Origin of the sequence: Xanthomonas floridensis (genome assembly GCF_001642575.1) — a bacterium.
Classification (GTDB): domain Bacteria; phylum Pseudomonadota; class Gammaproteobacteria; order Xanthomonadales; family Xanthomonadaceae; genus Xanthomonas; species Xanthomonas floridensis.
Genome location: NZ_LXNG01000020.1, coordinates 81442 through 103096, shown reverse-complemented (window position 1 = coordinate 103096; position 21655 = coordinate 81442). Strand labels below are relative to the sequence as shown.

Genomic DNA, 21655 nt, shown 5'->3' with positions numbered 1-21655 from the left:
CCAAGGGCAAGGCTGGCAAGGTGGCTCTGGTGGCGGCCATGCGCAAGTTGCTGGTCATCCTCAACGCCAAGATGCGGGATCAACTGGCGGCTGCCGCCACCAGTTGATCAAGACAGTTGCTCTCCCGGGGGGAGAGGGGCTAGCGCGCGCCGCGCGTCTGTTCCTTCTCCCCTCGGGAGAAGGTGCCCCGAAGGGGCGGATGAGGGTACGGGCGAAGCCTCATGCGGTCGAAGCGGCGTCAGCGCTTCGCCACCCGCACCCTCGCCCCCCCCCTCTCCCGCAGTGCAAAGACACACTTGGCATATCGACGCGTGCGAGGCAGCGAGCCTCATTGCTCTCCCGTTGGGGAGATACGGCTGACACGGCATTGCGCTCAGTCGCACAGAAGCGGCTGACGCAACCTCAGCCGTCTACGTGGGCCTGCCAGCGCTGCAATAATTCGCTGCAATCGCACAGGCGCCAATCGGCCAGACCGGGCCAGGGGTCCCCGGGGGTGTTGACCAGTACGGTGCCTGCGCCGGCGGCGCGGCCGCAGGCCAGGTCGTTGTGGTGGTCGCCAATCATGAGCAGTGCAGCGGCAGGCACTGCCCAACGCTGCTGGAAAGACTGCAGGCCGTCTGGCGCGGGTTTGGGCGCAGCCTCGTCGCGGCCGACGATGTCGTCCCAGGCGAAGGCATCGCCCAGGCCGATCGCCTTCAATGTCACCTGCGCCAGCACACGCGCATTACGGGTCAGTAGACCCAGCCGGCAGCCATCGGCCTGCAGTGCGCGCACCAATGCTGGCGCGCCCGGCGCAGGTTGCGCGGTCTCGGCCAGTTCACGTTCGTGCTCCAGCAACCAGGCGTGCTTGGCCTGCGCCTGATCGGCCGGCAATGCGGCCAGGTGATGCAGGATGTCGTCTTCGGGCGGGATCTCCAGCGCGCGCCGAATCAGTGCGAAATCGTGCACCGGCAGCGTGAGCGTGCCATCCATGTCGAATACCCAATGCCGGTAAGCAGACAGCGGCAGTCGGGCAGCGCTTGCGCCATCCATGGATTATTTCCAGCCCGGCATCTGGGTGGTATCCAGCCCGCCTACCTCGAACTCCGCGGTCCGCGTGCCACCGGCCTTGACCGGGAAGGCGATGCTGATGCGCTTGGCGTTGCGCACCGCTTTCCACAACGCCTTGTCGTCGTCGATGAACATGGCGATCGCCTCGTCGGTCTCCGGACGATGCGCGGCCATCGCACGTGGTGCGCCGCCATCGACGGAGACCTGCACCTTGCAGCCGCCGTAGCACTTGAAGTCGCCGGCCTTGAGCACGAGATAGCTGTGGCGCTTCCACTGCGGATGATCCCGGAAGACCAGGCTCACCGGCTTGGGCCCGCTGCCGTCGACATCCACGCGCTGCTTGGCATCGATCATCGCCGAGCGCTGCGTGCCGCCCGTTGCCGGCACCTGCGAGTACTGCCAGAGCGCCTGCATGCGACGCAGCTCGCGCGCCTGCTCGCCCTTGGCCTTGATGTCGGCATAGCCGGGCTCGATACGCGTGGCGGCCGCAGTGCCGGCATAGCCTTCGATCAAGGCCGCACCGTGCGCACGCGCCATGTCCCAGTTCTGTGCCTTGACCGCTTCATCGTATTGTTTGGCGAGCGCGTCGGCCTGGGTTTCCTTGGCCTGCGCCTGCGCGGTTTCCTGCGCCTTGCGTTGCGCCTCGCGGTCGGTGCATGCGCTCAGGGCCGCAACGCACAAGACCGCGCTCAACAGATACTTCATCGTCGACTCCGGAAGACGTGGAAACCGCCCACAACAATAGCAGTGTGCCGTTGCACATCGCATACATGCCGGCGACGCGTCGCGTGCGCGTCTGCAGATGCGAAGGGACCGGCGCAATGCCATGTGGCGACGCGCCCCCGGCTCACGTGCAGGCTTGCGATTGCAGCGCCATCTGGCGTGCAGCTCTCCTGTTCGTGCTAGCGGGGATGGCTGATGCTGCAAGGTGCTTGCCCTCCACCCTAACGTCGATCGATGACACGCACGCCTGGGCATGGAGCGATACGCGATGACCGCATGCAGCAACGTCTGCCGGTGGTCTTCGATCCATGGCTCACCGTGATCTTCCGGGCGCGCCTTCTACGCCGGTCACGGACCGCAGCGGCGCGCTGCGGCCCAGGCGCCGAGCAGCCAACTGCCAAGGCGCCAATAAAAAGGGAGCACAAGGCTCCCTTTTTATCGCAGGTGCGGGCAGTGACGCCGCCGCCGCGCTTACTGCTGCGTCGGCGTCGGCGCTGACGGCGCAGCGGCAGGTGCCGCCGCCTTGGCCTTGGCAATCATCTCGGCCACCGAGGCAGTGGTGATCGGGTGATAGCTGGGCTTGGCTTTTTCAAAGGCCTGTTCGGCAAACGCAATACCGTCCGGGGTCTTCAACAGCTCGGCATAGATCGGCAGCACCAGCTTGCGCCGGCCCACGCGTTCGATGAACTCGCCGGCGGCCGGGCGTGCATCGCTGTAGCCGCTGCGGATCGCCAGCGGGTACCAGCGCATGGCGATCTCGCCATTCGGCGTGCCGGTGAAGTGATAGGCGTCGTCCAGCTGCTTGAGCTGCTCGGGCTTGAGCGTGGCGCCCATGCCGCTGAGGAAATGCACCCACTCCTGCGTGCCCCATTCGCTGGTGACCTGCTTGCTGGGCAGCGTGCCGCTGCCGCTCCAGGCGATCCGCGCGGTGTCCACGATGGAGAAGCTGCGCGAGCGCGCCTTGGTCGCAAACGCCGGGATGCCCGGCTGGTTCAACCACGCATCCACTTCGGCAGCGGTCACCGCGGTGGGCTTCTTGGCCAGCAGGTTCTTTTTCAGGTAATCGACGAACTGGTCGGTGGTGGCGCTCTGGAACGCGTGGTCATCGAACCAGCCGCGCAGGAACGGGTCGAATACCTCGCGGCCGAAGCGCTGCTCCAGGAACTGCAGGAACCAGGCGCCCTTGACGTAGGCCACTTGGCTCAAGGCTTCGTCCGGATCGCGCTGCGCCAGCGGTGGCAGTGCCAGGGCCTGGTCGGCAGGCGCCATGTCCTTCACTTCGGCCAGCAGATCGCCCTGGTCGATCTCGCGCTCCATCTCGGCCATCTCGGTGCCATACAGCGCTTCGGTGATGCGGCCCTGCACGTAGGTGGTGAAGCCTTCGTTGAGCCAGATGTCCTTCCAGCTCGCATTGGTCACCAGGTTGCCGGACCAGCTATGTGCCAGTTCGTGCGCGACCAGCGACACCAGCGACTTGTCGCCGACGATCACGGTGGGCGTGGCGAAGGTCAGGCGCGGATTCTCCATGCCACCAAACGGGAACGACGGCGGCAGCACCAGCATGTCGTAACGGCCCCAGCGATACGGGCCATAGAGTTTTTCGGCGGCACCGATCATCTTTTCGGTGTCTTCGAATTCCTTGGCCGCCTTGTCGGCCATCGCCGGCTCGGCCCACACGCCCGAGCGCGCGGAGATCGGCTTGAACACCACATCGCCGGCGGCGATCGCCAGCAGATAGGACGGAATCGGCTCGGGCATCTTGAAGCTGTAGTCGCCGTCGCGCGCGGCCTTGGGGTCGTTGTCGGCGCTCATCAGCACCATCACGTCCGGGCGCGAAGTCACGTGCGCGCTATAGGTGAAGCGCACGCTCGGGGTGTCCTGCAATGGCACCCAGCTGCGCGCATGGATCGCCTGCGACTGGCTGAACATGAAAGGCAGCTGCTTGCCCTCGGTCATCGACGGCTCCAGCCACTGCAGGCCCGAGGCGGTCGGTGCGGTGTGATAGCTGATCACGACCTTGGCGGGCTGGTTCGGCGTCTCGATGGTGAGCTTGCTGCCGAAGGTCTTGTCGGCCGGCGCCAGTGCGAACTGCAGCGGCGCCAGGCCGCCCTTGCCGTCGTCGGCCTGCACCTGGGCGATGCTCAGCTCACGCGTGTCCAGCACCAGCTGCTTGGCGGCCTTGTCCTTCCACTCCAGCGTGTAGGTGGCTGTACCGCCGATCTGCTTGGCATCGAAATCCAGCTTCAGGTCCAGTGCCAGATCCTTGATCACCACCAGCTGCGGCTGGGCGTAGGAACTTTCGTCGTGGTTGCGGGCGTCTGCTTTCACGGGAGCCTTGGCGGTGGCGGCCGGCGCGGCGGCGGTGGACGCCGGCGGCGTGGAGTCATTGGAACAGCCGGCCAGCGCGATGGACACGGCCAGGGACAGCGACAGGAACGGGAAGCGCATCGACGGCACCGCAGCGAAGGAATCGGGCATTTTAACGCTACGCGCCATTGGCTGCCCGCGCAGCCGCCAACCGGCGACGATCGGCCGACATGGCAGCGGGAATTAAGCGTCGCTGGAAGAACCTCGCGCGCAGCCATCCGCCAACGACCGACGGCGCCCAGAACCGGGGTGCGCGCTTCAGCCACAAGGATTGCGGGCACCCGCACGCCTACCCGGCGGCGGCACAGCCGTTACGTTGGCCGCGCCAAGGCCGCGTTCGCTTACCGCGAGGTCGCCACGCTGCTGCCTACCTGCAAATGCCTCGACACAAGCCCTAAATTACGGCAATGCGCAAAGGGCCAACACAGCCACGGCGGCCGATCGAACCAACGCGCCGACGAGCGCGGAGGGCATCGGCGATGGCATGCCGCCCAGCTGCGGCAAAACGGCAGGCGCACGACCCGGTGGCAGCGCGCCTGCAGGCGCAGCTGCGTTTCAGGTCACCGGATGACCGCGCGGCGTGTCATGCCCGTCGCGCACCAGGCGCCGGCCGCCGGAAAACTTGGCGCGGTACATCGCCGCATCCGCGCGCCGATACAGCTCGGTCGCGTCCACGCCCTGCGCGCAGACCGCGCTGCCCGCGCTCAGGTGCAACGGGGCTTCCTCGCCGTCTTCGCGTTCGAGCATGGACAGCCATTGATTGAGCTTGAGCGTGGCCTCGTCTTCGCTGGCGTGCACGCCAACCAGGAACTCGTCGCCACCCCAACGGCCGATCCAGTCCTGCGCCCCCAGCCAGCCGTAGGCCGACTCCACCAGACGTACCAGCACGCGGTCGCCGGCCAGGTGCCCGAAGCGGTCGTTGATCGGCTTGAGGTTGTCCATGTCCAACACGAACAGCACGAACGGCCAGCCTTCGCGCTGCGCGGCGGCCACCGAGTCGCGCATGGCCTGTTCGCAGCCGCGTCGGTTCAGCGCCTCGGTGAGCGGGTCGAACAGGGCGTGCTTCTTGAGGTCACGCATACCGGCATCGATGCCGCGCAGGCTGCGGTTGATCCCGCGCAGCAGCCGGCCCAGTTCGTCATCGCCATGCTCGGGCAGGCTGGGCAGGCGCTGGTCGGCGTAATAGGTATCCAGTGCATCGGCGGCGATACGCAGTGGCGCCAACAGCCGGTACAGCGCCGAAAGCGTCAAGGCCGTGCCGGCCAGCGTTGCCAGCAGCGCCACGATGATCACCGACCACAGCAGGTGCCCGCCCAGTTCGCTTTGCGAGGCCAGCCATGCAATCAGCAACAACAGCGGCAGATGGATGCCGACAAAGGTCACCGCCAGCAGCTTGGCGCTGAAGGAACGGGGAAACACGCGCGAGAGCCCGGCGTACAAGCGCATCCAACTCTCCGGCAAAGGGGCGCCTAGTGTCGCCGACCGCTGGTGGAGCCAACGCGACGGAAGTCGCAGAATCTGGCGGTGCGCACGCCGATGCAAGCAGCAACCGGCGCGAAGCGAACACGAGCACTTGGGCCGTCATGCAGCACCCGATGCGCCGCATGCCAGCCTCGATGGCGCGGCGTCAGATCTTGTAGCCGGAGTGGATCGCCACGATGCCGCCGGTGAGATTCTTGTAGTGGCAGCGCGCGAATCCGGCCTCGCCCATCATGCCCTTGAGCGAATCCTGCGGCGGGTGCTTGCGAATGCTCTCGGCCAGGTACTGGTAGCTGTCGGCGTCGCGTGCGAACAGCTGGCCCAGCTTGGGCAGGATCTTGAACGAGTGGAAGTCGTAGATCGGCTTGAACCACTCGGCGGTGACTTCGGAGAATTCCAGCACGCGCGCCTGCCCGCCCACCTTGAGCACGCGGTACATCTCGCGCAGTGCAGCGTCCTTGTCGGTCACGTTGCGCAGGCCGAAGGAAATGGTGACCAGGTCGAAACTCTGGTCCGGGAACGGCAGCGCCTCGGCGTTGCATTGCACGTAGTCGAAGCCGGCCACCAAACCGCGGTTGGTCAGCCGGTCGCGGCCCACCGACAGCATGCCGGCATTGATGTCGCCCAGCACCACTGCACCTTCATCGCCCACGCGCTCTTTCAGCAGCACGGCGATGTCGCCGGTGCCGCCGGCCAGGTCCAGTACCCGGTCGCCCGGCTTCACCTGCGCGGTGGCCACGAAGTAGCGTTTCCAGGCGCGGTGCACGCCCAGGCTCATCAGGTCGTTCATCAGGTCGTAATTGCGCGCGACCGAGGTGAACACTTCGCCGACCAGCTTCTGCTTGTCCTTGGCAGCGACATCGCGAAAGCCGAAATGGGTGGTACCGGAGGTATAGGGGGATTCGCTCATGGGGGGATTATCGCACTGCTGACGCCACCGTGACCGCAACCGGACCACACTGCGACCTCTTCCGCAACCGGCCCCGCGAGCATTGCGTGCGCGACAAGTATGTTCAGCGCGACTGGCAGCCCCATGAAAAGCCCACCCTGCCCGGGTCGGCCTCCACGCCGCTGCATCCGACCCGGCGCCGCATCCAGTACGGGCTGGTGGGCATGGTGGTGGCGCTGACCGGGGGCCTGAGCAATGCGCTGGTCACTGCCAACCTGCCGTATCTGCAAGGCACGCTGGGCGCCTATAGCACTGAAATGGCGTGGCTGCCGGCCGCCTATGTGATGACCAACATGTCGGCCAACCTGCTGCTGGTGAAGTTCCGCCAGCAGTTCGGGCTGCGCCGGTTCACCGAGATCTTCCTGGCGCTGTACGCGGCCATCGCCTTCGCCCACCTGTTCGTGCACAGCCTGAGTTCGGCGATCACCGTGCGTGCGGCGCATGGGCTGGTGGGCGCGGCGCTCAGCTCGCTGGGGCTGTATTACGTGATCCAGGCCTTCCCCAACAAATACCGCCTCAAGGCAGTGGTCCTGGGGCTGGGCATCACCCAGCTGGCGTTGCCGCTGGCGCGGGTGTTTTCCACCGACCTGCTCGAGTTCGGGCAGTGGCAGGGGCTGTACCTGTTCGAGTTCGGGCTGGCGGTGTTCGCATTGGCGTGCGTGCTGGCGCTCAAACTGCCGCCGGGGGACCGCTACCGGGTGTTCGAACCGCTGGATTTTCTCACCTTCAGCCTGTTTGCCGCCGGGGCGGCCGGCCTGGCGGCGGTGCTGTCGCTGGGGCGGCTGCTGTGGTGGACCAGCACACCGTGGCTGGGCGTGGTGCTGGCGTCCTCGATCGTGCTGCTGTGCGCGGCCACCTGGATCGAGCACAACCGCCGCAACCCGATGATCAACACGCGCTGGCTGGCCAGCGGCGACATGCTGCGGCTGGGCCTGGCCATCCTGCTGATCCGGCTGGTGCTGTCCGAACAAAGCACTGGCGCGATCGGCTTCTTCCAGACCCTGGGCCTGGCCAACTCCCAGCTGCAGACCCTGTTCGCGCTGATGCTGCTGGGTGCGGTGGTCGGCGTGGCCGCCAGTGCATGGCTGATCAATCCGGCGCGCATCGCCGAACACCTGATCATCGCGGTGGCAGCCATCTGTGTGGGCTGTTTCATGGATGCCGATGCCACCAGTCTCACGCGCCCCGAGCAGATGTACGTCAGCCAGTTCCTGCTCGCCTTCGGCAGCACCTTCTTCATCGGCCCGGCGATGGTGGCCGGCATCGGCCGGGTAATCGCGCAGCCCGGCAACCTGATCAGTTTCATCGTGCTGTTCGGCATGGCGCAGAACATGGGTGGCCTGCTCGGCAGCGCGCTGCTGGGCAGCGTGCAGGTGGTGCGCGAGAAATACCATTCCAGCCAGTTGGTGGAGCACCTGGTGCTGACCGACCCGCAGGTGGCCGCGCGCGTGCAGGCCTATGCGCGCGCATACGGCAGCAGCATCGGCGACCCGACCTTGCGCCAGGCCCAGGGCGTGCGTGCGCTGGGCAGCGTAGCCACCCGCGAAGCCAATGTGCTGGCCTATAACGATGTGTTTCTGCTGATCGGCTGCATTGCCATCGCCACCGGGCTGTGGATCCTGTCCGTGCTGGTGTGGCGGCGCTATCTACGCCCTGCCGCCTCTCCCTCCTCTCCTGCTTCCAGCGCGCGCCCATGAATACAGCTGCAGAGTCTTCCCCTGTCGCCGACCGGCAACGTCGCCGCCGCCGTCGCATCACCGGCGCAATCGGGTTCGGCGGCCTGGCGCTGATCGGCGTGGCGCTGGTGCTGTATGCCTGGCGGCTGCCGCCGTTCGTCAGCGCCATCGAACGCACCGAGAATGCCATGGTGCACGGGCAGATCACGGTGATCGCGCCGCAGGTCAGCGGCTATGTCACGCAGGTCCCGGTGCAGGATTTTGCGCATATCACCCGCGGCCAGTTGCTGGCCACCATCGACGACCGCATCTATGCCCAGCAACTGGAACAGGCCAAGGCGCAGGTGCAGACCGCGCAGGCCAATCTCGCCAACTGGGAGCAGCAGCGGCATGGCGCGCAGGCCACCATCGCCGAACAGCGCGCAGCGCTGAGCAGCACGCAGGCCCAGCGCGACCGCACCCGCTCGGCCTATGCCCGCGCGCAGCAGCTTGCCAACCAGAAGCTGGTGTCCGAGCAGGACCGCGACACTGCGTTTGCGGCGCGCGCGCAGGCCGAAGCGGGCGTGACGCAGGCGCGCGCCGCAGTGCAGGCCGCCGAAGAAAACGCCCGCAGCGTCACCGTCAACCGCGCCGCACTGGAGGCCGCAGTGGCCAATGCGCAGGCCGCACAGCAACTGGCGCAGATCAACCTGGACAACACCCGCATCCTGGCCCCGCGCGATGGCCAGCTCGGCCAGCTCGGCGTGCGCCAGGGCGCTTACGTCACCAACGGCACGCAGCTGATGGCGTTGGTACCGGACACGTTGTGGGTGGTGGCCAACTTCAAGGAAACCCAGATGGCGAAGATCCGCATCGGGCAGCGCGCCAGCTTCACCGTGGATGCGTTGAACAACGCGCCCCTGCGCGGCCGCGTGCAGGAGATCTCGCCGGCCGCCGGCTCGGAATTCAGCGTGCTGCCGGCCGACAACGCCACCGGCAACTTCGTCAAGATTGCCCAGCGCATCCCGCTGCGGATCAGCGTCGACCCCGATCAACCGCTGGCCGCGCGCCTGCGCCCGGGCATGTCGGTGGTGGTGGCCGTGGATACCGCCAGCGCCGTCGACTGAGCGCAGCCATCGGCATGCTGCGCGGCGCCCCCCGCGCGAAGCAGCCGCTATCATGCGGCGATGCCCTCTTCCACGCCCCTCCACCTGCAGTGGCAATCACTGCGCTTTGCACAGCTCGGCACCGCGCAGCTGTATGCGCTGCTGAAGCTGCGCACCGACGTGTTCGTGGTGGAGCAGCGCTGTGCCTATCCCGAGCTGGATGGCAAGGACACCGACCCGGGTGTGCTGCATCTGCTTGGAACGACCGATACCGGCGAGCTGGCCGCCTATCTGCGCGTACTGCCGCCGGGGCTGAGCTATCCCGAGCCCAGCATCGGACGCGTGGTGATCGGCAACACGTTTCGCGGTCGCGGGTTGGCCCATGCCTTAATGCAGCACGGCCTGCAGCTGGTGCATGCGCATTGGCCGGGCAGCGCCATTCAACTCGGCGCAGGCGCATCTGCAAGCGTTCTACGCCGCGCACGGGTTTGCGCCGGCATCGGCACCGTATCTGGAAGACGGCATTCCCCATCTCGACATGCTGCGCCCTGCCGGCGCGGCGCCCCTGGAGCCCACATGATCACCACCCCCGACTATCGTGCCCTGCTCGACACCGCCATCGCCGAAGCCCGCCAGGGACTGGCCGAAGGCGGCATTCCGATCGGCGCGGCGCTGTACCACAACGACGGCCGCCTGCTTGGGTGCGGCCACAATCGCCGCGTGCAGGAAAACGACCCATCCGTGCACGGCGAAACCGATGCCTTCCGCAAGGCCGGCCGTCAGCGCCGTTACAAGGACACCATCATGGTCACCACCCTGGCCCCGTGCTGGTACTGCAGCGGGCTGGTGCGCCAGTTCAATATCGGCACCGTGGTCGTGGGCGAATCGGTCACCTTCCAGGGCGGTGTCGCCTGGCTGCGCGAGCATGGCGTCAATGTGATCGACCTGCAAAGCCAGGAATGCATCGACCTGCTCGGCGGCTATATCGCCGCCAATCCGGAGGTGTGGAACGAGGATATCGGCGAGGATTGACGCCTGCGGGGTTCCCGCGACAGCTGGCCTGGCGATTGCCACGCGTGTTGCAAACGCCTTGCACGCTGCCGGTGACGCATTGCCCATTGCCGACGTCAACGCGCCTTGACATGCACGACGCCAGGCTCGCGCTTTGCCCACGGGGGGATCGTTCAATGGCAGTGCCAGATGTCGTCATACCCGGCCGCGCCACGGTGCAGCCGGTCATGGAAGTGGCAGGTGCGGCCGCGGGCGTGTTGTCGGTGGCGCCGGCAGATGCGCGGGCTACAGGGCTGCTCGCAGTGGACCATGCGCGCTGCCCTCATCCGCCCTTCGGGCACCGTCTCCCGCAGGCCGGAGAAGGACAGGCGGCAGGGTTCGGAGTGAACGTCGGTCGCCTGGTTGCCGCGTCTGCGCTGGCTGGCAGTGGTCTTGCACAGGCGCCAAGCGGAGCGACGCAGAGATCTCCATTGGAAACGATGGCCTTACTGCGGAAGCCGCTGCTGCAGGCGCCTGTTCCGCAACCGGCTGCCGGCCCCCCAACGGCTGGCCGGAGCCGGCTTGATACGCCGCAGCCGCCTGCACTGACGGATCCCGCAGTCAATGCCCGTGCGCACCTTGGCGCCTTGTTGATCCAACGCTACAGCGCCAGTCTGCGCTGACCGATGACGGCGAACGCCGCGTGTTGGGTAGCCAGCCACTGGCAGGTCGAGGTATGCGGCGCGGCACAGCTGCAGCGCCGCATGTGGCCCATGCCGCTGGTGCGACGACGGCGTCCCGGGCGACTACTCACATCGGCGTTGAGCGCAAAAAAACCAAGATCGCCATGACGTAAAAGACCCGCCATTGGCGGGTCTTTTACGCTACCGCTGCCTGCTTGCATGTAGCACCGCAAGCACGCAGACGGCGGACGATCACAGGATGTAGCGGCTCAGGTCCGGATCCTGCACCAGCTCGCCCAGCTGCGCGTCCACATAGGCCGCATCCACGGTCACGCTCTGGCCATCGCGGTCGGGTGCTTCGTAGCTCAAACCATCCAGCAGGCGCTCGAGCACCGTGTGCAGTCGGCGTGCGCCGATATTCTCCTGGCGCTCGTTGACCTGGGCGGCAATCTCGGCCAGGCGTTCCACTGCATCGGCACCAAAGCTCAACGACACACCTTCGGTCTGCAACAGCGCTTCGTACTGCTTGATCAAGGCGGCCTTCGGCTCGGTGAGAATGCGCACGAAATCGGCCTTGGTCAGCGCGGTCAGCTCCACCCGGATCGGGAAACGGCCCTGCAGTTCCGGAATCAGGTCGCTGGGCTTGGCCAGATGAAACGCGCCCGAAGCAATGAACAGGATGTGGTCGGTCTTGACCGTACCGTACTTGGTCGACACGTTGGAACCTTCCACCAACGGCAGCAGGTCGCGCTGCACGCCTTCGCGGCTGACATCGCCACCGCTGGAACCGGCTTCGCCGCGCTTGGCAACCTTGTCGATTTCATCGATGAACACGATGCCGTGCTGCTCGCAGGCTTCGATCGCCGCTGCACGCACGTCGTCTTCGTTGACCAGCTTGCCGGCTTCTTCTTCGATCAACAGCGGACGCGCGGCCTTGATGGTGAGCTTGCGCTTTTGCGACTTGCCGCTACCAATGTTGGCAAACATCTGCCGCAGCTGCTGGCCCATTTCCTCCATGCCCGGCGGGGTCATGATGTCCATGCTGGCGTTGACGGCCACGTCCAGTTCGATTTCGCGCTCGTCCAGTTCCCCGTTACGCAGCATGCGGCGGAACTTGATGCGGGTGTCGTTGTCTTGCGCCGAAGGCTCGTTGCGTGCGGCTTCCGGGTCAAAACCGATACCGGCAGCGCGACGCGGCAGCAGCGCATCGAGGATGCGGTCTTCGGCGCGTTCTTCGGCCTGGTTGCGTACACGCACCTTGGCCTGCTCGCGATACAGCTTGACCGAGGTATCGGCCAGATCACGGATGATCTGCTCCACGTCCTTGCCGACGTAGCCAACCTCGGTAAAGCGGGTGGCTTCCACCTTGACGAACGGCGCATTGGCCAGCGTCGCCAGGCGCCGCGCGATCTCGGTCTTGCCGACGCCGGTCGGGCCGATCATCAGGATGTTCTTGGGCATCACCTCGTTGCGCAGCTCTTCAGGCAGCTGCATGCGACGCCAGCGGTTACGCAGCGCGATGGCAACGGCGCGCTTGGCATCGTGCTGACCCACGATATGACGGTCGAGCTCCTGCACGATTTCGCGCGGAGTCATGGTTGAAGTTTCGGGATTTGGCATTTGGGATTGGGGATTCGTAGAAGCGGAGTAGGAACGATCGATGCATGTCCGGGTACAGGGAGAGGAGCGCTTTTGCGAATCCCCACTCCCCACTCCCGATTCACAGCTCTTCGACCACCACGTTGTGATTGGTATAGATGCAGATATCGCCGGCGATATTGATGGCCTCGGTGGCGATGGTCTTGGCATCCAGCTCGGTATGCGCCAATAGCGCGCGCGCAGCAGACAGCGCATACGAACCACCAGAACCAATCGCGATGATGCCGTCTTCCGGCTCGATCACATCGCCGGTGCCACTGATGATCAACGAGGTCTCTTTATCCGCCACCGCCAGCAGGGCTTCGAGCTTGCCCAGGCGCCGCTCGGTGCGCCAATCCTTGGCCAGTTCCACTGCTGCACGGGTCAGCTGGCCATGCTTGTCCAGCTTGGCTTCGAACAACTCGAACAGGGTGAATGCATCGGCCGCAGCGCCTGCGAATCCGGCCAGCACCTGACCCTCGCGGCCAAGCCGGCGCACCTTGCGCGCGTTGCCCTTCATGACCGTATGGCCGAGGGTGACCTGGCCATCGCCGGCGACGGCGACGTGTCCACCACGCCGCACCGAAATGATGGTGGTGGCGTGAACGATGTTGGGGTTCTGGCTGGGGTCCATGGATCCTCCGGGGGTTTCCAAGGAGGTGGGGACGCCCCTGCCGGGTTCAAGCGCGCTGCGATGAAGCGACGCGGGGACGCGACGCAAGGCCCCGCTACCGCGTCAGCCATCTAGTTCCGCTCCTACCGGGAGAGTGGCTTTGAGCCACCTCCCCAGAACGCGCCCACCGCTGCTTCAGTTGCATCATGCGGCGATGTCGCTGACATCACGCACACGCCAGCTCACTCAGCGGCTTTCTTGCGCCTGGCGCGTGGATGCGCGGCGTCGTAGACCTTGGCCAGGTGCTGGAAATCCAGGTGTGTGTAAATTTGCGTGGTGGCGATATCGGAATGACCAAGCAATTCCTGCACGCCGCGTAGATCGCCGGAGGATTCGAGGATGTGGCTGGCAAAACTGTGCCGCAACATATGCGGGTGCACGTCCTTGAACATGCCTTGGCGCACGGCCAATTGCTTGATGCGGATCTGCACCGCACGCTGCGAAATCGCACCGCCGGCACGCCCGGGGAAGACATGCGTTTCGGCACGCCCGTCGCTGTCGCGCTGCCACTGCCGCAGCGCCGCGATCGCATGCGAGCCCACCGGCACCAGACGCTGTTTGCCGCCCTTGCCCAGCACCATCACCAAGCCGGTGGCCAGATCCAGATCGCGCCAGCGCAGCGCGCAGAGTTCGCTCAGACGCAGCCCCGACGAATAAAACAGTTCCAGCAATGCACGATCGCGCAACCCCAGCGGCGCATCGGTCGGCACTTCGACCAGGCGCACGGCCTCGTCGGCATCGAGCACCTGCGGCAGCTTGCGCGGCGCCTTGGGCGCTCGCAGCGCCGCTGCAGGACTGACCGCGATGCGGCCATGTTTGAGCAACCAGGCGTAATAGCTGCGGCAGGCAGACAGACGCCGCTGCAGGCTCTTTGCGGACAGACCGCGTCGATGTTCGTCAGCGACAAACTGGCGCAGGTGCGCGCTGTCCAGCTGCGCGACATCCAGCGGTTCGGCGGTGCCTTTGGTCTGCTCGGCCACCCAGCTCAGCAGTGCGGCTAGATCGCGCCGATACGCGTCCAGCGTGTGGGCCGAGACCTGTCGCTCGACCTGCAGATACGCCAGGAAATCCTCCACCGACGACATGTCAGCTGTCCCGCGGTTGTGGCGCTACGGCAACAGTGCGCTGCGACGCGCCCATCCGTTGCCACGCCACCGCCATCACGCGTCGAAGCGCTGCAACGCCACGCTCAGCGACTCGCCCATCATGCGCAGGAACAAGGTCCCCATGCCGGGATAGAAGCGGTTGGCGTCGTGGCTGCCGACCGCGATCAAGCCGATGCCGGGCAGCGGCAGCAAGGCAGTGGACTGCACCTCGCCGGCCTGCTCGCCATATAGCAGCGCGTGCTTGTCGGCCTGCAGGCGGCCGCAGATCGGCTCACCATCGCTCAGGCAGTCGCGGAAGGGCGCCAGGCGTGCATCGTCGGCGGCGATGGTCTGCAACCAGTCGGCCTGCAGACCAGCCACCGGCGTCAGCAGCACCAGCCGCACCAGATCGCCATTGAAATCTTCCGCCAGCGAAGCGGCCATGGCCTTCAGCGTCTCGGCCGCGGTGCGTTGGCGCATCAGCGCCAGCGTCAGCTGATGGGTGCGCACCGCCAGCCGCTCGTTGACCTGGGCATTGCTGCCCAGCTCGTGCAGCCGCCGCGACAGCTCGCGGTTCTTGTCGCGCAACACTTCCAGTTGGTAGGTCGCCAGCGAGGCGGTGGGGCCATCGTCACGCGGCACCAGCAGGCTGACCGCCAGATCCGGAAATTGCTTGAGGAAGGTGGGATGACGGCGCAACCATGTCGCCACATCGTGTGCGCCCAGCTTGTCGGTGGTGTCGCTCATCAGATCCATTCTCCATCGAAGACGAACACGGCCGGACCGGACATCACCACCTCCTGCCCGTCGCCGGGCCAGCGGATCCGCAGCTCACCGCCCGGCAGCGACACGCGAACATCGCGCTCCACGCGGCCGCGCTGCATCAGCACCACCGCCGCCGCGCAGGCGCCGCTGCCGCAGGCCAGCGTCTCGCCGACACCGCGCTCGAACACGCGCAACTGGAGATGCGCAGGGTCCACGACCTGGGCAAAGGCCACGTTGACCGAATCGGGGAACGCGGCGTTCTGCTGCAACAGGCTGCCGACACGTTCCACCGGCGCGGCCTCCACGCGACCAACCTCCAGCACGGCATGCGGGTTGCCCATGGACACTGCGCCAAAGCGCACCGTCTCGCCGTGCACCGGCAGCGCGTATTCCTCGCGCGCGTGCGCAAAGCCGGCCAGCGGAATCTGCGCCGGTTCGAACTGCGGCACGCCCATCGCCACCGCGTAGGTATCCGCGTCCACCCGCTCCACCGCATGCGCGGTGACCGGGCTGTCGATGATGAAGCGATCGCCTTGCGCAGTGCCGTCGCGCACCAGCCAGGCTGCGACGCAGCGCGCACCGTTGCCGCACTGGCGGGCCGCCGAACCATCGGAATTCCAGATGCCGTAGGCAGCCACGGCGCCATCGCTGCTCGGGGCTTCGATGGTCAGGATCTGATCGCAGCCCACGCCAAAATGCCGGTCCGCCAGGCGAGCCGCCAGCGCGGCATCTGGCGGCGGCGAGCCGTCGCGCAGGTCCAGCACCACGAAATCGTTGCCGGCACCATGCATTTTGGTGAAACGCAGGCGTCCGGTGCGGCCGTCAGCGCTCATTGCCGCTGCTAGCGGGCTGGTCGGTGGTGGAGGCAGGCGGCGTCTCGGTCTGCGCGGGCGTGGACTCGTCCAGCGGTTGCGGCGCATCCGGCGGTTGCGGCACGGGCTGGGCTTCCACCGGCACCGGCTTCTGCGGCATCACCAGCGGGCCCTTGTTGCCGCAGCCGGCAAGCAGGACAAAGGTCGCACCAACCAGTGCGAGACGAACGGAAGGTCGGGACATGAGGCTCATGGCCCCGAGTATAGCCAGAACACCCTGACTGCCGTGCGCTCAGTGCGGTGCGGGCAGCGTGCGCGGCGGCGGTTCCGGACGCAACCACAACCAGATCGCCACCACCGCCATGCTGCCGATCGACAGGCACTTCACCCACAGCACCGGCACGCACCACAGCATGATGCCGGCGCAGACGGTCATGGTCAGCGTGGCCATCCACTTGGCCTTGCGACTGACTGCCCGATAGGTCTGCCATTCCACGATGGCGGGGCCAAAGCGCGGGTGCGACAGCAACCAGCGATGCAGGCGTTCGGACCCGCGCGAGGCGGCCCAGGCCGAGATCAGGATGAACACGGTGGTCGGCAAGCCGGGCACGAAGATTCCGACAATGCCGGTCGCCAGGCTGGCATACGCCAGTAACCACCAGGCCCAGCGAAATCGGTTCGGTCGCGTCATGCGCAAATGATACGACCAGCAGGCACCGAGATGGTCTGGACATCCCCTTTATCCCACCGGGACATTGTCCTTCTTCATGGGGGAGACGGTGACCGAAGGGCGGATGAGGCGACGTCTGCATGCAGGGATGGAAGACCTGCCTTACCAATCCCCAATCCCAAATCCCCAATCCCGACTCCCGGCCCTTGAGCTACTTCACCCCAAGCTGGTCCAGCACAAAGGCGTACGACTCGGCCAGCTCGCGGTAGCGCCGGAACCGGCCGGATTTGCCGCCATGGCCGGCTTCCATGTTGGTGCGGAACACGATCGGATACTTGCCGGTGTTGTCATCGCGCAGCTTGGCCACCCACTTGGCCGGCTCCCAGTACTGCACCTGCGAATCCCACAGGCCGGTGCCGACGAACATCGCCGGATACGCCTGTTTGCGCACGTTGTCGTATGGCGAGTACGACAGCATGTAGTCGTAATAGTCCTTGTCTTCCGGGTTGCCCCACTCGTCGTATTCGTTGGTGGTCAGCGGAATGCTGGCATCCAGCATGGTGGTGACCACATCGACGAATGGCACCTGCGCCACCAGCACGCGGTAGTCCTGCGGCGCCATGTTGGCCACCGCACCCATCAACAGGCCGCCGGCGCTGCCGCCAGAGGCCGCCACGCGGTCCTTGGAGGCATAGCCCTGTGCCACCAGGCCGCGAGTGACATCGACGAAATCGGTGAAGGTGTTCTTCTTGTGCAGCAGCTTGCCGTCGTCGTACCACTGGCGGCCCATTTCCTGGCCGCCGCGGATGTGCGCGATGGCATACACCACGCCACGGTCCAGCAGGCTGATGGCGGGCAGGTTGAACGCCGGATCCATCGACATGCCGTAGCTGCCGTAGGCGTATTGAAACAGCGCCGCCGAGCCATCCTTCTTGAAGCCTTGCGCGTACACCAGCGACACCGGCACCTTGACCCCGTCGCGCGCCGTCACCCACACCCGCTCGGTGACGTACTTGGTGGGGTCGTAGCCGATCACCGGCTGCTGCTTGAGCGTCTTGCGTTCGCCGGTCTGGGTATTGAGTTCGTAAGTGGTGGCCGGCGTGGTCAACGAGGTGTAGCTGTAGCGCAGCCACGCGGTGTCCGGCTCCGAGTTGACCGCCAGGCCCATCGAATAGGCGGGTTCCTCGGCCTTGACGTACTCATGGCTGCCATCGCGCTTGAGCAGACGCACGCACTCCAGTCCGCCGGAGCGTTCTTCGATGGCGGTGAATCCGTCGAACAGCTCGAAATTCTCGATGTACACGCTGTCATCGTGCGCGACCCAATCGGTCCACTGCTTGCGGGTGGTCGCATCGGTCGGCGCGGTCACCAGCTTGAAGTTCTTGGCACCGTCGGCATTGGTGCGGATCACCCAGCGGCCATCGAAATGGTCGGCTTGGTATTCCACGTCGCGCTTGCGCTTGGCCAGCACCTTGAACGTGCCCGGCTTGGCGGCGGAGGTATAACGGGTCTCCGAGGACACCGTGCTTTCCACGCCGATGGTGATGTACTTGTCGTCGCGGGTGCGCCCCACGCCCATGTAGAAGCTGTCGTCTTTTTCTTCGTAGACCAGCACGTCGTCCCTGGAAGGCGTGCCGAGCACGTGCTTTTTCACGCGCACGGTGAGCAGTGTTTCCGGATCGTTTTCGACATAGAACAGCGTCTTGTTGTCGTCGGCCCAGACCATGTTCGGGGACACGCCTTCCACCGTGTCGGGATAGAGTTCGCCGGTCTCCAGGTTCTTGAAACGGATCGTGTACTGGCGGCGGCCGATCGCATCGTCGGCCCAGGCCAGGATGCGGTTATCCTGACTGACCTCCGACTCACCGACGCTGAAATACCCCTTGTCCTGCGCCATCTGGTTGACGTCCAGCAGGATCTCTTCCGGCGCCTCCATGCTGCCTTTGCGGCGCGCCTGGATCGGATAGTCCTTGCCCGCTTCGAAGCGGGCGTAATACCAATAGCCGCGCTCGCGGTATGGCACGCTGGCGTCGTCCGGCTTGATACGCCCCACGATCTCGTTATAGAGCGTGTCCTCGAGCGACTTGAGCGGCGCCATCACGGTGTCGGTGTAGGCGTTTTCGGCAGTGAGATAGGCCAGCATCGCCTTGTCTTGCCGCTTGTCGTCGCGCAGCCAGTAATAGTCGTCGTTGCGGGTGGCACCGAACGGCGCCTTGACCACATGCGGATGCCTGGCGACATCCGGCGGCGTCGGGAGAGCGGCAAAGGCGGGGGAAGCGGATGTGGTCATCAGGCTGGCGATCAACAAGGTCAGGACAGGCTTCATCAGATTGGGGTCCGTTGGATGAACGCAATGCCATCCCAGCGCCCGAGTGTGGAAGAGCCCGTCGCCGAGCGTCATGTGTCCTAGGTCATGCTGGTCTATCATCTTCGTCATGGATTCCCCGCTTTTGCCCCCCAGCGGATATAGCCGCCGCAGCCAGGACATCGCCCCGTTCCATGTGATGTCGCTGTTGGCGCGTGCCAACGCGCTGGAGCAGGCCGGACACGATGTGATCCATCTGGAAATCGGCGAACCCGACTTCACCACCGCCGCGCCGATCGTGGCCGCCGGGCAAGCCGCATTGGCTGCCGGCCATACCCGCTACACCGCCGCACGTGGGCTACCGGCACTGCGCGATGCGATTGCCGGGTTTTATGCGCAGCGCTACGGCCGCAGCGTCGACCCGGAGCGGATCCTGGTCACGCCCGGCGGCTCCGGTGCGCTGCTGTTGGCCAGCAGCCTGCTGGTGGACCCGGGCAGGCACTGGCTGCTTGCCGACCCCGGGTATCCGTGCAATCGCCACTTCCTGCGCCTGGTCGAAGGTGCCGCGCAGCTGGTGCCGGTCGGGCCAGACAGCGATTACCAGCTGACCCCGGCACTGGTGGACGCGTGTTGGAACACCGACAGCGTCGGCGCGCTGGTCGCCTCGCCGGCCAATCCCACCGGCAGCGTGTTGTCGCGCGAACAACTGGCTGGGCTGTCCCATGCGTTGCATGCCCGCGGCGGGCATCTGGTGGTGGATGAGATCTATCACGGCCTGACCTATGGCCTGGACGCGCACAGCGTGCTGGAAGTGGACGACAGCGCCTTCGTGCTGAACAGTTTTTCCAAGTACTTCGGTATGACCGGCTGGCGTCTTGGCTGGCTGATCGCGCCGCCGGACGCGGTGCCCGAGCTGGAGAAGCTAGCGCAGAATCTCTACATCAGTGCCTCCACCATTGCGCAACACGCCGCACTGGCCTGCTTCACGCCCGAGAGCATTGCCATCTTCGAAGCACGCCGCGCCGAATTCCAGCAGCGCCGCGACTATCTGCTGCCGGCGCTGCGCCAGCTGGGTTTCGACATTGCCGTCGAACCGCAAGGCGCGTTCTACCTCTACGCCGACATCAGTGCGTTCTCCAGTGATGCCCAGGCGTTCTGCGCGCATTTTCTGGAAACCGAACACGTTGCGTTTACGCCTGGCATCGACTTCGGTGCCCACCGTGCCAACCAGCACGTGCGTATCGCCTACACCCAAAGCCTGCCGCGGCTGGAGCAGGCGGTGCAACGGATTGCGCGCGGGCTGCTGCGTTTATAGACCCCCATCGCGCATGGCCAGGTGCGCGTGCAGTTCCGCTTGATGTCCGGGCGTGGCCTTGTCCATCGCAAAAGGCACACCCGCAGCCAGGCCAGCTGCATCATCCTGGGCGCTGCAGCCGTTCGGAGCGGTAGAAGCCGTCGATGGCAGCGCTGCCTGGCACTACGCTCTTCGGCAGGGCCGCAGCGTCGACCAGTTTCCAGAGCTTGGTCTGTTTGCCGGGTTCGATCATCGCGATATGGCGAAGCATCGCCCACCTCACCCGGCTGCTGTCGCCGTCTGGCGCACCTTGACGATGCGGGTCACACCAGCTGCGCTGTAGATAGCGGAACAGGCGAGTGAGGATTGGGACATCCAACACGGTGATGCCGATGGCACGCGCCAGACGCTGCGGAAGACAACCGAGATAGTTTCCCTCCATCACCCAGCGGTCCTGGGCGGGTGCCCGATCGTAGAGCGCCATGAAGTCCTGCTGGGCCGCGGTATCCAGGCGGTATTGGGGAGATGATGCAACTGGTCCAGATGCACCGGCACGCAGCCACGTGCCTGCCCGATCGCCCGCGCCAGGGTGGATTTACCGCGACTGGATGGCCCGACAAGACAGATCCGCGGGCCGAGATCCTCCAGGTTCATTGCGCCGCTCCCACCATGTCCAAAGGCCTTCTCACGCCCTACCGCCCTGCACCGGGACCTCGACGCGGTTGTCGATTGGCACGGGCGTGCGGTGCTGCGGCGGTACTGCTGCTGCGCGGCGACACCACACGCCCGCGTGTCATCAGGTCACTGCAGCGGAAGGCAGCCAGGGAGTTGTGCGCGCACGTCCAGCGCCTTCAGCGAGAACACAGTCGATGACCGCTGGCTGCCCCACGCAGAATGGATGCAACGGCGACAGCGCGCAACGCAGGCTCACGGTGACGCGCAGCCCACCAGATCGAAGAATTGCCTCGCAGGCTGCCGCTGGGCTGGCGCGGGGAGATACCGCAGTGCCTCACCCAGGTCGGGCAGCAGGAAGTGCGCCGGTGCCGGCATGCCTGTGCGCGGGACTTCGCTCAGGATGCGATAGCTCGCATCGGTCCCGAGATAGTCGATGTCGCCCAACGGACGCGGCCCGCCGTCGGGATCGGGCGGCTGCCATCCGGGCGCAGTTACATCGGTGGTGGAGGCCAGATGCTGATTGCCGTCACTGCCCCCGTTCCAGGGCAGGAACCAGGCATCCAGCCCGATCCGCGCAGACACCAGATGCACTGCAAGCTGGGCCGGCCACTGCGGGCCGCTGGCAACACGCTGGAACGCTGCCTGCACGTCGCTATCGTCGCGCAATGCAAAGCGCGCGTGCTCGGCCACACAGCCGCTGACCGCCAATGCCATCGTCAGGACCAACATCGCTCGC

General features: G+C 65.8%; 18 protein-coding genes and 3 pseudogenes. 6 read left to right on the top strand and 15 right to left on the bottom strand.

Annotation, left to right across the window (positions count from 1 at the left end):
- Positions 1-107 (top strand): annotated as a pseudogene (locus A7D17_RS23675) (IS110 family transposase); the annotation flags it as partial.
- A 295-nt stretch (positions 108-402) separates the two neighbouring features.
- Here A7D17_RS23675 and A7D17_RS12785 read toward each other — a convergent pair.
- The 5 genes from A7D17_RS12785 to ubiE form a co-directional block, all read right to left on the bottom strand.
- Positions 403-1032, bottom strand: coding sequence for an HAD family hydrolase (locus A7D17_RS12785; RefSeq protein ID WP_064509427.1), 630 nt, complete (start codon positions 1030-1032; stop codon positions 403-405).
- Between the two features lie 3 nt (positions 1033-1035).
- Complete coding sequence (locus A7D17_RS12780; protein WP_064509426.1) at positions 1036-1755, bottom strand: hypothetical protein; 720 nt, start codon at positions 1753-1755, stop codon at positions 1036-1038.
- A 489-nt stretch (positions 1756-2244) separates the two neighbouring features.
- Positions 2245-4221 (bottom strand): leukotriene A4 hydrolase C-terminal domain-containing protein, encoded by a 1977-nt coding sequence (locus tag A7D17_RS12775; protein WP_193395340.1) that lies wholly within the window; start codon positions 4219-4221, stop codon positions 2245-2247.
- A gap of 474 nt (positions 4222-4695) precedes the next feature.
- Entirely contained in the window at positions 4696-5586 is an 891-nt protein-coding gene (locus tag A7D17_RS12770) for a GGDEF domain-containing protein (RefSeq protein ID WP_064509424.1), read from the bottom strand.
- 181 nt (positions 5587-5767) lie between these two features.
- Entirely contained in the window at positions 5768-6529 is a 762-nt protein-coding gene (ubiE, locus tag A7D17_RS12765) for a bifunctional demethylmenaquinone methyltransferase/2-methoxy-6-polyprenyl-1,4-benzoquinol methylase UbiE (protein ID WP_046965330.1), read from the bottom strand.
- Positions 6530-6615: 86 nt separating this feature from the next.
- Here ubiE and A7D17_RS12760 point away from each other — a divergent pair, with 86 nt between their 5' ends.
- From A7D17_RS12760 to A7D17_RS12745, 4 genes and pseudogenes are all read left to right on the top strand, one after another.
- Positions 6616-8265, top strand: a complete 1650-nt coding sequence (locus A7D17_RS12760) for an MFS transporter (protein ID WP_064509423.1) — start codon at positions 6616-6618, stop codon at positions 8263-8265.
- A complete protein-coding gene (locus tag A7D17_RS12755; RefSeq protein ID WP_064509422.1) occupies positions 8262-9350 on the top strand; it encodes an HlyD family secretion protein in 1089 nt (362 codons plus the stop codon). Before A7D17_RS12760 ends, A7D17_RS12755 begins: the two co-directional genes overlap by 4 nt.
- Before the next feature lie 60 nt (positions 9351-9410).
- Positions 9411-9909, top strand: a pseudogene (locus A7D17_RS12750) (GNAT family N-acetyltransferase).
- Positions 9906-10361: a nucleoside deaminase gene (locus A7D17_RS12745; RefSeq protein WP_064509421.1), complete on the top strand. Its 456-nt coding sequence runs from the start codon at positions 9906-9908 to the stop codon at positions 10359-10361. The pseudogene A7D17_RS12750 and the gene A7D17_RS12745 overlap by 4 nt, the downstream one beginning before the upstream one ends.
- A gap of 893 nt (positions 10362-11254) precedes the next feature.
- On the opposite strand, the gene hslU is transcribed toward A7D17_RS12745, so the two are convergent.
- The 8 genes from hslU to A7D17_RS12705 all read right to left on the bottom strand — a co-directional run bounded on the left by hslU (position 11255) and on the right by A7D17_RS12705 (position 18971).
- Complete coding sequence (hslU, locus tag A7D17_RS12740) at positions 11255-12622, bottom strand: ATP-dependent protease ATPase subunit HslU (protein WP_064509420.1); 1368 nt, start codon at positions 12620-12622, stop codon at positions 11255-11257.
- 100 nt (positions 12623-12722) lie between these two features.
- Complete coding sequence (gene hslV, locus A7D17_RS12735) at positions 12723-13274, bottom strand: ATP-dependent protease subunit HslV (RefSeq protein ID WP_064509419.1); 552 nt, start codon at positions 13272-13274, stop codon at positions 12723-12725.
- Positions 13275-13495: 221 nt separating this feature from the next.
- Positions 13496-14398, bottom strand: a complete 903-nt coding sequence (xerC, locus tag A7D17_RS12730) for a tyrosine recombinase XerC (protein ID WP_064509418.1) — start codon at positions 14396-14398, stop codon at positions 13496-13498.
- Between the two features lie 75 nt (positions 14399-14473).
- Positions 14474-15145, bottom strand: a complete 672-nt coding sequence (locus tag A7D17_RS12725) for a DUF484 family protein (protein WP_064509440.1) — start codon at positions 15143-15145, stop codon at positions 14474-14476.
- Positions 15145-15996 (bottom strand): diaminopimelate epimerase, encoded by an 852-nt coding sequence (gene dapF, locus A7D17_RS12720; RefSeq protein ID WP_064509417.1) that lies wholly within the window; start codon positions 15994-15996, stop codon positions 15145-15147. Before dapF ends, A7D17_RS12725 begins: the two co-directional genes overlap by 1 nt.
- The gene (lptM, locus tag A7D17_RS12715; RefSeq protein ID WP_064509416.1) at positions 15986-16228 is read right to left on the bottom strand and encodes an LPS translocon maturation chaperone LptM; all 243 of its coding nucleotides are present in this window, start codon (positions 16226-16228) and stop codon (positions 15986-15988) included. The genes dapF and lptM overlap by 11 nt, the downstream gene beginning before the upstream one ends.
- 39 nt (positions 16229-16267) lie before the next feature.
- On the bottom strand, positions 16268-16666 hold the full coding sequence (locus tag A7D17_RS12710; RefSeq protein WP_064509415.1) for a YbaN family protein: 399 nt from the start codon (positions 16664-16666) through the stop codon (positions 16268-16270).
- Between the two features lie 190 nt (positions 16667-16856).
- Positions 16857-18971 (bottom strand): S9 family peptidase, encoded by a 2115-nt coding sequence (locus A7D17_RS12705; RefSeq protein ID WP_064509414.1) that lies wholly within the window; start codon positions 18969-18971, stop codon positions 16857-16859.
- A 109-nt stretch (positions 18972-19080) separates the two neighbouring features.
- Between A7D17_RS12705 and A7D17_RS12700 the strand changes: the two genes are divergently transcribed.
- Positions 19081-20265: a pyridoxal phosphate-dependent aminotransferase gene (locus A7D17_RS12700; RefSeq protein ID WP_064509413.1), complete on the top strand. Its 1185-nt coding sequence runs from the start codon at positions 19081-19083 to the stop codon at positions 20263-20265.
- 292 nt (positions 20266-20557) lie between these two features.
- Here the strand turns inward: A7D17_RS12700 and A7D17_RS24705 are convergent.
- Positions 20558-20832, bottom strand: a pseudogene (locus A7D17_RS24705) (P-loop NTPase family protein); the annotation flags it as partial.
- A gap of 339 nt (positions 20833-21171) precedes the next feature.
- A complete protein-coding gene (locus A7D17_RS24865; RefSeq protein ID WP_064509412.1) occupies positions 21172-21648 on the bottom strand; it encodes a hypothetical protein in 477 nt (158 codons plus the stop codon).
- Positions 21649-21655 lie beyond the last annotated feature (7 nt).

What these genes read in the sequence shown, in the direction of transcription:
- A7D17_RS12785 (WP_064509427.1), bottom strand. Translation starts at nt 1,032, where the DNA reads ATGGATGGCGCAAGCGCTGCCCGACTGCCGCTGTCTGCTTACCGGCAT.
- A7D17_RS12780 (WP_064509426.1), bottom strand. Translation starts at nt 1,755, where the DNA reads ATGAAGTATCTGTTGAGCGCGGTCTTGTGCGTTGCGGCCCTGAGCGCA.
- A7D17_RS12775 (WP_193395340.1), bottom strand. Translation starts at nt 4,221, where the DNA reads ATGCGCTTCCCGTTCCTGTCGCTGTCCCTGGCCGTGTCCATCGCGCTG.
- A7D17_RS12770 (WP_064509424.1), bottom strand. Translation starts at nt 5,586, where the DNA reads ATGCGCTTGTACGCCGGGCTCTCGCGCGTGTTTCCCCGTTCCTTCAGC.
- ubiE (WP_046965330.1), bottom strand. Translation starts at nt 6,529, where the DNA reads ATGAGCGAATCCCCCTATACCTCCGGTACCACCCATTTCGGCTTTCGC.
- A7D17_RS12755 (WP_064509422.1), top strand. Translation starts at nt 8,262, where the DNA reads ATGAATACAGCTGCAGAGTCTTCCCCTGTCGCCGACCGGCAACGTCGC.
- A7D17_RS12745 (WP_064509421.1), top strand. Translation starts at nt 9,906, where the DNA reads ATGATCACCACCCCCGACTATCGTGCCCTGCTCGACACCGCCATCGCC.
- hslU (WP_064509420.1), bottom strand. Translation starts at nt 12,622, where the DNA reads ATGCCAAATCCCGAAACTTCAACCATGACTCCGCGCGAAATCGTGCAG.
- hslV (WP_064509419.1), bottom strand. Translation starts at nt 13,274, where the DNA reads ATGGACCCCAGCCAGAACCCCAACATCGTTCACGCCACCACCATCATT.
- xerC (WP_064509418.1), bottom strand. Translation starts at nt 14,398, where the DNA reads ATGTCGTCGGTGGAGGATTTCCTGGCGTATCTGCAGGTCGAGCGACAG.
- A7D17_RS12725 (WP_064509440.1), bottom strand. Translation starts at nt 15,145, where the DNA reads ATGAGCGACACCACCGACAAGCTGGGCGCACACGATGTGGCGACATGG.
- dapF (WP_064509417.1), bottom strand. Translation starts at nt 15,996, where the DNA reads ATGAGCGCTGACGGCCGCACCGGACGCCTGCGTTTCACCAAAATGCAT.
- lptM (WP_064509416.1), bottom strand. Translation starts at nt 16,228, where the DNA reads ATGAGCCTCATGTCCCGACCTTCCGTTCGTCTCGCACTGGTTGGTGCG.
- A7D17_RS12710 (WP_064509415.1), bottom strand. Translation starts at nt 16,666, where the DNA reads ATGACGCGACCGAACCGATTTCGCTGGGCCTGGTGGTTACTGGCGTAT.
- A7D17_RS12705 (WP_064509414.1), bottom strand. Translation starts at nt 18,971, where the DNA reads ATGAAGCCTGTCCTGACCTTGTTGATCGCCAGCCTGATGACCACATCC.
- A7D17_RS12700 (WP_064509413.1), top strand. Translation starts at nt 19,081, where the DNA reads ATGGATTCCCCGCTTTTGCCCCCCAGCGGATATAGCCGCCGCAGCCAG.
- A7D17_RS24865 (WP_064509412.1), bottom strand. Translation starts at nt 21,648, where the DNA reads ATGTTGGTCCTGACGATGGCATTGGCGGTCAGCGGCTGTGTGGCCGAG.